Consider the following 6,677-nt stretch of genomic DNA (forward strand, 5'->3'; position numbering starts at 1 on the left):
CGCTGACGGATGTATTTGCCTATGCCCAGGCCGAAGGCGCCGAGCTGCGTTTGGACGCCACCGAGATCCAGATCCGGCGGCCACCGGCCAGCCGCAGCGGACGCCGTGCCTTCGTCTCGGGAAGGAAGAAGCAGAACACCATGAAGGCCACCGTCATCGCCGACTGGCGAGGCCGCACGTTATGGACCGATGCCCTGCGACCTGGGCGTATACACGACGCCACGGCCCTGCTGCTACCCCTGCTCCCGCCCCGACCTCGTACGGCCGGGCAGATGGCCGGGATGACCGCGATCGTCTTACACGACCTGGGCAGTCGTAAGGAATCCCGCGCCTGGTCGCCACGGCCGCCCGGGCCGCCGCCGAATCCGGCGACGACCAACTGCACGCCTGGGTCCTCGCCCGCGAGGCGATGGTCCCGCTCAACTACGGCGCCCCGACGGCGGCCGGCCTCGCCGAACGGGCCCGTCACGTCGCCGGGCACCAGCCCACCGCCGCGGCGACCCTGGCGGCCGCGGTCGCCGCCCGCGCCTACGCCCTCAAACCACCAGAGCGACCAGGCCCGCGCCGCGCTCGAAGCCGCCAACGCCCTCATGGACCGGCTCCCCGAGGGCGAGTGGTCGGACACGTGGCTGACGTACGGCGAGCAAAAGCACCACGTCCACCTCAGCCACGCCTTCACCACGCTCGGGGACACCCGCCTCGCCCACATCGGCCAGGAGCGCGCCCTGGAACTGTCCGCGCCGACCAGCACCATGGCAGTCCAGGTCGAGGTGGTCGATGTCGTTGATCTCGACGTCACTGAGGCCCTGTGCGCGCACGCCGTCCTGGAAGTAGATGTCCCTTGAAGCCTTCGGCGATGATCGCGCGCATCTCCTGGTCGTCGGCGCCCTGGTCGCGGGCGTCGATAGATGACCCAACGAGGCCCCTGAGCAGCGTGGTTGAGACGTCAGACATCTCGATCAACTGCCCGAGGGCTTCGCTCGTTGCGCTTCACGGACCGTCACCCGATCGGTGGCCCTCTCAAAGAAGCTCAGTGAGCCTTTTTGCAACCTGGCCGTCAACGTCGCTGGCAATGCTGAGGGGCGCTTCCGGGTCATCGTGACCGACTACAGATCCGCTGATCATGACCTCGCCGCAGATCAAAGTGTTTAGCCGTCAGCAAGCGTTGACCGGCACAGACATGAGGTTGGAAAAGGCTCAGCCTCGATCGACAGCCTCGCCAAACGCATAACGGACGAAACCACGCCAACCTGGCTAGGAACCCACTAGGGCATACAGGGCGATACGCCTAGATCAAATGCCCTCTCAGGGGGCGTTTGAGGGAAAGATTCACGCCCTTGAACTTCAACGGCCCTACAACCGTCGAAGCTCCAAGAGAGCTCAACCCCGACCATCCCATGGAGTCGTCATGCCTAAGACACCTGCGGAGCGCTCCGCGATTGCCAAGGCCGCCGCAGCCGGCAGGACACCGGAGCAGCTCGCCCAGATCTCCCACAACGCCTCAATCGCCGGCATAAGGCGTTACCAGAATCCCGCAGAGCGCCAAAAGACTTCAGTCGCTGCCCGGAATGGCTGGCTGACACGACGGGCGAACACTGCCGCCGCTGCCGCCGCTGCCGCCCTCCTCGACCTGGCAGCTCAGCCGCCCGCTGCAAGCTCGTCCAGCACTCAAGCGGACGGGGCCCAAGCGGCAGCGTCATCATCAGCTCCGGCGAATACCTCTACAGCCCCTGCTCTGCCAGTTCCTCAAAGCACATCAACCCACCCTCATCCCAGTAACCTGCCACGCCTCAAGGACTTGTTTCCTGACTTGCTAGGGCCTCAGTCGTCCCAGCAGCAGCACCGCCCGCAGTCTCCGCGCAGCGGCTCCCGCCGCTGACCAAACAGGTACCACCCAACCCCCCCCACCTGGGACCGACGGGACTGTCCAATCAACGGCTCTGGCCCGTAGTCGGTGGTGACGCTGGGTGTCCGTCAGGGCAGGAGGATGCGGTGGCGGAGGAGGTCGAATCCGGCGCGTCCATGCATCTGTCTCATGATCCTCTTGGTACGGGTGTTGACGCCCTCGGTGCGGCCGTTGTGGTAGGGCAGAGTGAGTCCGGCGTTCACGGCGGGCCGGTCTATTTCGAGGCCATTGGTGAAGCTGTGCAGGTGGGGCAGGCCGACGGCGCGGGCGGCTGTGATCCACGCGGTGAGCTTCGCGTCGTTGCTCTCGGCCGGTTTGAGCAAGGCGGCGAAGCCGCGGACGAGATCGGCGAGTGCGGTCATCTCCGGGCAGGCCGCGGTGATCTTCTCCAGCAGGGTCAATTCCTTCGGGCGCAGGTTTTCGGGGTCGGTGAGCAGGAGGCGGCCGACGTGGCGCGCGGTGGTGACAGGGCGGTCGCCTTCGGCGCGGCCCTGGTTGAGGTAGCGGACCAGGAGGTTTGCGCTGCCGGTGTAGCCCAACTCCCGGATCTCTTCGAGGAGGTGGGTGACAGCAACTGCCGGTTCGGCCGCACGGCGGGCGCGCAGATGGTCGCGGTAGGGGTCGACGAGGGTGGGCCGGTAGTTGGGAGCGATGCGCAGGGCCTGGGGTTCGGGCATGCGGGCGTAGCGTTTGACGGTGTTCAGGGCCACGCCGAGGCGGCGGGCGCAGTCGAGGAGGCCGACGCCCTGGCCGAGGAGGTCGTGGACCTTGTTCCAGCGTTCCCGGGTGGTCTGCTCATGTACTCCGCCGGGGCGGGCCGGGTTGATGGTGGCCCGGCAGCCGGCGTGCGCGCGGACCTCGAGCTGGACTTTGTCGCAGAGGTTTCTCCAGAGGTGCCATCGGTCGCTGACCTGCACCGCGTCGGGTAAGGCGCGGCGGATGGCCTCGGCGTAAGTCGCCGAGCCGTCCCGGCACACGACCTCGACACCAGAATGTTCGCGCAGCCAGGACTCCAGGGTGGCCCTCTCGCGGTCGGGCAGGACCGCGACGCGTCGGCCGGTTTCAGCATCCGTGATGATCGTGGCGTAGCGGTGGCGGCGGCGCAGGGCGAAATCATCCACACCGATCACCCGCGGGATCACCTGCTGCGGCAGTGGCAGGCGTCGTAGTCGGCGCAGCGCGGTGCTGCGGGACACGGGCATGGCCAGCAGACTGGCGAGGCGTTGGGCTGCCCGGCCGCACAACTCCCGCGCTACCTGGGATATCTGCCGGGCGAGGCGCACCGTGCGGCGCTGATGACGCTCCAGCAGTCCGGGAATCTGCTCGCGGAAGGTCTGCCTCCGGCAGCCCAGGGCTGGACAGGCCAGTCGCCGTACGCGCAGGTGGACGAGGACCGGGCGGCCGTCGACCGGCACGTCCGTCACCGTCCGGTGGTGATATCCGTGCACCTTCGCCGTCGGAGTCCGGCACACCGGACACGGCACCGCCACGTCCCGAGTGCGAGCCGTGACCACCACCGCGTCACCGCCGTCCACCACGTCCTCGACGACCAGCACCGACAACCCGGAAAACACCGTCCCGATAAGGGAGTTGACATCCATCACAAGATCATGATCAAGGGCGGCTACTCGGCGTCACCACCGACTACGGGCCAGAGCCGTTCTTCTTACAGCCCTGGCGACGGTTACAGCGGGCCCGATGTTCAACAACCCGGCGTATCAGCACCGTCGTCCAAGCCATCCACACACTGAGCCTCTTCGGCCGCCCCTCCAGCGAGTGAGGATCCCGAGTATGTTGACGAAGCCTCCAAGCAGGGCAGCTGCTGTCCTTGTCGGGCCGAGCTGCGGAAGCGACGTCACCCGATAGGTGGCCGCACTGAAAAGGATCACTCTTGACCTGCGACTATTCAGGATGAAAGAGGTTCAATGATCGGCAGGCCCCTGGGGCCGCCCCAGCACCCTCCTTGCCCGGCTTCACGCGGGACTATAGATCTCGGGGACCTCAAATTGAACCTGCGGCAGCCCGGCAACGTTACACAGGAAGCAGCCTCAGTCTTAAGTCAAAGGGTGGCTCGACAGAAGCGGCGCCAGAACCTCTACTCTAAACGATGGAATGTTTCGCACTTCAGTCGCCGCATTCCAAGCTCAATCAATGCATGTCAATTTCATGCCAGCTTCACCGAAGTGTGAAATCTGAATGAATAGCGCGCACAAAAAGAGGCATCACATTCCACCCGCATACTAATCAAGCGGAGCAATTTAACCGTACATGAATAGTCTTCATCATAGCCGCCAATCGTTCTTGCCACCAGCGAGGTATCAAGACATCGGATCGCACTCCGCACCCTCACAATTTCCGAAGAAATAATTAACTCATCTACCGGATTGGCGGGCAGGTTAATGCCTCCAGGTCACCGCTACTCTCCATGCTATTAAGTGCCGCTTAAGGCTAGGATGTGAAAAAATCTACCAGCGCATTTCAACGGTAGCAGCGGACTGAGCGCAACACCCAACAGAAATATGTGCTCCGTCAATGAGCTTCTTCAGAGTGGCCGCCGACCAGGTGACGTCGCGTCGGCATCTTGAGCCAGCAAGTACAGTAACTGCCCTACTTGGCAGCATCGTCAAAATGCTCGCGACCTTCACTTGCCGGCAGGACGGCTGAAGAAAGTCAGCCAATCGGTAGCGCACCCAATACCCCCACTTCAGTGGCCAAGGAGAAATTTTTTTATGCCTTTTAGGAAAACATGCAGGGCTCAGGAAATTGATGATTGGTTTCAAGGGGCTCACAGTGAGATCCGTCGAGGCACAATTCCTACGCAAAGTGAATCGCCAGACCTTCACAGTTTTCTTTACAAGTTGGCTAGCAGGGATGGAAGTGGGCAGTTAAACGAAGCGGAAATTGAATCAGTCAGACGGGCTGGTTTCCAAACACGTGAGCACAAGGGGGTAACGCGCATATATGTTGAGGGAATCAGCTCTCGAGAACCGACCGGCATCGGCAGCGCTCCTTTCGCGGTGTACGGCTTCCCCTCAGGCATCCAGCCACACCCTGCATCTACGGCGCCTTCTGCTATTGAAATATCGAAAGCCAAGGTAGAGGCATGGAGAAATCGTGTCGGACATGGTACAGAAGTGATGAACGATTTACCTACTGTGCTTCACCCCGTTCCGCGCCACCCCAGTAACAATTCTGGCTTCGGATCCGGGCCTTCAAGTTTTCATGCGGCTGCCTCACCTACTCCCGCCGCACCGACAACGCGAGCCCAGCATTCTGCAGTTCCGACTCACCATCTTCGCTCGGCGGTACAGCGAGAGGGTGCTCTTGGCCCCTCCGTTCTGGCACCTGCCTCAGGTATTGCAACTGCAGCGTCTTTGCCAGTTCCAGGAAGTACGCAGTCCACCTCCCACACCCCTCATGGTGCCCAGCACTCGTTCAGTGGTCCTGGCGGAATTGACATCCTGAACTCCACCTCACGTTCAAGACGTTAAAACTCGCGCCCGGTGCATGTGCGGAAGCCCCGAGTAGGGCCAGCAAGGGAGCCCACCCGGGCCGTAGGTGTTCCTGGTGGCTGCTGGTACACACAAAGACGGTTTCGAGCGCCTCGACTTCGACAGCGAGGCCGGTATGTTCTGCGCGGTCGGGAGTCCGAGCGACCGCGTGCTTCTCAAGACGGCCGTTGAAGCAGTCATCACGAACCCCGAGGCAGTCCGCGACATCATCGCCCGGGCGGAGACTTCGGGCTTCGAGTTCGACGATTGGAGATCCAACCGGATAGCAACACCAGTTGGGTCAGGATGCTGTGCTGAGTGGGCGTCCGCCCAGCGGATGCCCTTCTCGCTAAGGATCCAGGCACGCTCCTTGCGCTGGGCGGCCAGCACTTCGGGGTGTCGGGCTGAGCTTCCCCCGAGATGCGGAAGCAGTTGACAGGGAGTCAGATGGTGCTCATGAGAGGAACATCGACCAAGGCTACTCGCAGGAAATACTCGCTGGAGCTGCGTGAACGTGCGGTGCGGATGTATCGCGCTTCCGATCCGAAGCCGCAGATCAAACAGCTGGCCGCAGAGATCGGCGTGCATCCCGAGGCCCTGCGCGGGTGGATCCGGCAGACCGAGCGAGACGCCGGCGAGCGTAACGACGGGCTGACCACCGACGAACGCGCCGAGCTGGTCGCGTTGCGTAAGGAGAACGTCCAGCTCAAGCGGGCGAACGAAGTCCTGCGGACGGTGTCTGCGTTTTTCGCGGCGCAACTCGACCCGACCCGGCCCAGGTGACGGCGCTCGTCGACGAGCATCCCCGCCTGGGAGTCGAGTGCGTCCTGCGGGAACTGCACATCGCCTCCTCCACCTACTACCGCTGGCGCCGCGCCGAGCACGAGCCGTGCGAACGCAAGTGTCGGGACGTCGAGCTGATCGAGCAGATCCGGCAGATCCACGCCGATTCCGGCGGGATCTACGGCTCTCCGCGGGTGCACACCGTCCTCAAGCGCGAGGGCGTCCACGTCGGCCGCAAGCGGGTCGTGCGACTGATGCGCGAGGACGGCCTGGCGGGCGTCATCCCCAGACGCAAGGGTTTCACGCGCCGAGACCCGAAGGCCACGCTCGCTGCGGACCTCGTGAACAGGGACTTCACCGCGCCGGCGCCGAATCGCCTGTGGGTCACCGACCTCACGATGGTCTGAGGTTCCCCCGTCATGCGGGAGGTGCTGATCAGCTGGTCAGCAGGGGTTGATGGGTGTTCAGATTCGTTGGTTCGGCCGTCGCCTGCTCGG

Annotated in this window: 3 protein-coding genes and 2 pseudogenes; 3 read left to right on the top strand and 2 right to left on the bottom strand. The window is 63.6% G+C overall.

Features of this window, described 5'->3' with window-relative positions; genetic code table 11:
• Nucleotides 1–227 (top strand): annotated as a pseudogene (locus tag ABT070_RS45810) (transposase family protein); the annotation flags it as partial.
• Between the two features lie 531 nt (nt 228–758).
• On the opposite strand, the pseudogene ABT070_RS45815 reads toward ABT070_RS45810, so the two are convergent.
• Nucleotides 759–903 (bottom strand): annotated as a pseudogene (locus ABT070_RS45815) (telomere-protecting terminal protein Tpg); the annotation flags it as partial.
• A gap of 1,071 nt (nt 904–1,974) precedes the next feature.
• Nucleotides 1,975–3,507, bottom strand: coding sequence for an ISL3 family transposase (locus ABT070_RS45820; protein ID WP_451103155.1), 1,533 nt, complete (start codon nt 3,505–3,507; stop codon nt 1,975–1,977).
• 2,337 nt (nt 3,508–5,844) lie between these two features.
• On the opposite strand from ABT070_RS45820, the gene ABT070_RS45830 reads away from it, so the two are divergent.
• Both ABT070_RS45830 and ABT070_RS45835 read left to right on the top strand, forming a co-directional pair.
• Entirely contained in the window at nt 5,845–6,180 is a 336-nt protein-coding gene (locus tag ABT070_RS45830) for a transposase (protein ID WP_351769275.1), read from the top strand.
• The gene (locus ABT070_RS45835; RefSeq protein ID WP_351769276.1) at nt 6,177–6,587 is read left to right on the top strand and encodes an IS3 family transposase; all 411 of its coding nucleotides are present in this window, start codon (nt 6,177–6,179) and stop codon (nt 6,585–6,587) included. Before ABT070_RS45830 ends, ABT070_RS45835 begins: the two co-directional genes overlap by 4 nt.
• Nucleotides 6,588–6,677: the final 90 nt, after the last annotated feature.

Origin of the sequence: Streptomyces sp. NPDC002884 (assembly GCF_040295245.1) — a bacterium.
GTDB lineage: Bacteria > Actinomycetota > Actinomycetes > Streptomycetales > Streptomycetaceae > Streptomyces.